3 protein-coding genes are annotated in these 1,625 nt (G+C 70.4%); 1 reads left to right on the forward strand and 2 read right to left on the reverse strand.

Going from position 1 to position 1,625, the window contains the following annotated elements; all coding sequences use genetic code 11:
* Nucleotide 1 precedes the first annotated feature (1 nt).
* Nucleotides 2-499, reverse strand: a complete 498-nt coding sequence (locus GT354_RS12100; RefSeq protein ID WP_237534642.1) for a hypothetical protein — start codon at nt 497-499, stop codon at nt 2-4.
* A 318-nt stretch (nt 500-817) separates the two neighbouring features.
* Nucleotides 818-1,003, reverse strand: a complete 186-nt coding sequence (locus GT354_RS12105) for a hypothetical protein (RefSeq protein ID WP_237534643.1) — start codon at nt 1,001-1,003, stop codon at nt 818-820.
* Between the two features lie 333 nt (nt 1,004-1,336).
* Between GT354_RS12105 and GT354_RS53840 the strand changes: the two genes are divergently transcribed.
* Nucleotides 1,337-1,625 (forward strand): Gfo/Idh/MocA family oxidoreductase (locus tag GT354_RS53840; protein WP_161356302.1); only part of this gene is annotated, 289 nt, incomplete at its 3' end.

Here is a 1,625-nt window from a genome sequence, read left to right on the forward strand (position 1 = left end):
CCTATCCGGGCAGTCCCCGGAGCAGGCCCTCCAGGTCGCGTTCGCCGTCGCGGGTCTGGGCGCCGTGGGTCAATCCGCCGCGGATGAGACGCTCGGCCTCGGGGCGAGCGAACTGGTTCGCCCAGGCGTCGTGTTCCCGTCGCAGACCCTCGGCCAGGTCCTCGGGGACGATGGCGCGCTTGGCCGCCGCGATCACGCCCTCGGGCAGGGCGGCGATGTTGCGGGCGAGGCGGTCGACGACGTCGTCGAGTTCGTCGGCGGGGACGGCCCGGTTGACCCAGCCGTAGCGCTCCGCGGTCTCGGCGTCGTACAGGTCGGCGCCCAGCACCGCCTCCAGGGCGCCGTGTCCGTCCGGGACGGGTTGGGCGAGGCAGTCCGGAACGCACAACCCGAGGAGGAGGCCGACGGGGTCGAACGGCCCGGTGACCACGTCGCCCCAGCCGAGCGAGGTCGTGGCGGAGCCAACTCCTACGGCTACCCGGGGGACCCCGTCAATCAAGGGATCTCGATGGTCGCAAGCGGAAGTGCAAGGCCAAGTGCCAATCGGCGGATAGCCGTTCCCATCCCATCCCGCGCCGCACCCGCTCACCGCCGCCGCCCCTTCCGGCACTTCACGCAACTCCGGGTGTCCCGGACTTGGTTGTAGGCGTACGGGGTGCGGCGCTTCTCGGCGCCGACCGCGCCGAACGCCGCGCCGGCGGACCCGCACGTCCTGACCGCCAAGGGCGACGGACATCCCTGCGGTGAGGGCCACGGCCACCTGGTCGGCGGGCCGGTGATCGCGCCCCCGGCGGCTGTCGGCTTCGTGTTTTGGCAGCTACAGCCGGCGGAGCACGGAGCTCAGTGTTTCCATTTCCCGCGCGGAGAGCTTGTCGGTGAAGTGGCGGCGTACCGCAGCGTCCAGGCCGGGGCGCACGGCGGTGACGGCCTGTCGTCCGGTGTGGGTGAGGGTGACGGTGACACCGCCGGCGCGTTCGCGGGTGACGAGTCCGCGTTTGCCCATGCGGGTGAGCTGGTGGGAGATGCGTGTGCGGTCCCAGCCAAGCGCCCAAGGAACTGACCGCCGACGGCCAAGCAGACTTCGCCGCTTCCACCGGCATGGTCTCCGCCGGCATGCTCGGCGAGTCGAGCCGGAAGTTCCCGCGACACCCACAGCATCTCCGTGCCCTACAGCCCATCCGCGGCAGCACCCGCCGACCTCGCACCCACCGGTCGTGAATCTCCTACGCCGACGCCTGCACCCGCGGTTGGCCACTCCCATATCCGGTCCCCTATCCAATCCATGGCCGCCGCGAGGGACGTCGGTGCCATCAATACCAAGAACAGGCTGCGAATCATGAACACATCCGAGTCACCGCTCGCCGAGTCGGCCCGGTCCGAGAAGCCGATCGGAGTAGGGATCATCGGACTCGGAGCGCAGGGGAGCTGGGCCGAGCGCTCTCACCTGCCGGCCCTGCGTGCCGTTCCGGGTTACGAGCTGAGGGCCCTGAGTACAAGCTCGAAACAGTCAGCGGAGCGCTCCGGACACAAGCACGGTGTGTCCCGCACCTTCGGGACGGCAGCCGAACTGGTTGCCTGCGACGAGGTGGACCTCGTGGTCGTGGCGGTGAAGGTGCCGCACCACC

Origin of the sequence: Streptomyces sp. SID3343 (genome assembly GCF_009865215.1) — a bacterium.
Taxonomy (GTDB): Bacteria; Actinomycetota; Actinomycetes; order Streptomycetales; family Streptomycetaceae; genus Embleya.

What these genes read in the sequence shown, in the direction of transcription:
- GT354_RS12105 (WP_237534643.1), bottom strand. Translation starts at nt 1,003, where the DNA reads ATGGGCAAACGCGGACTCGTCACCCGCGAACGCGCCGGCGGTGTCACC.